Raw genomic sequence first — 418 nt, 5'->3', positions numbered from 1 at the left:
GGACCGCCCGGATCGAGCCCCGCCAACCCGGCCGGGGAGGCCTCCCCCGCGGGCCCGCCGAGCCCGTGCAGCACGGCCTCCGGTCGGGACACCAGGGTCGGCAACCAGGGCAGCAACAGCGCCATCGGCAACAGTGTCGGGACCGCCACGGCGAGGGCTCGGCGCGCCACCCGCCCGTCCGGTGGGGGCAGCGCGACGAAACCGAGGAGCGTCCCGGCTGCGATCAGCAGGTACGCGGGTGGGGAGAAGGCGGCCATCACCGCGAGTCCGAGCCCGCACAGCACACTCCGGTGCAGCCACCGCCTGCCGCGCCGCCGGAGCACGGCGACGACACCGGCCAGCACGGCGGGCAGCAGCACGTGCACCACGACGACGTCCAACCGCCCCTGGGCGGCCCCGGCGGCGGCCGGGGGCAGCA

1 pseudogene is annotated in these 418 nt (G+C 77.5%); it reads right to left on the bottom strand.

The annotated features are described in order from the left end of the window. Positions 1–418: pseudogene (locus tag SACPADRAFT_RS32905) on the bottom strand (glycosyl transferase); the annotation flags it as partial.

It is taken from the genome of Saccharomonospora iraqiensis subsp. paurometabolica YIM 90007, from assembly GCF_000231035.2.
GTDB classification, from domain to species: Bacteria; Actinomycetota; Actinomycetes; order Mycobacteriales; family Pseudonocardiaceae; genus Saccharomonospora; species Saccharomonospora paurometabolica.
This window is presented reverse-complemented; position numbering and strand designations above follow the sequence as displayed.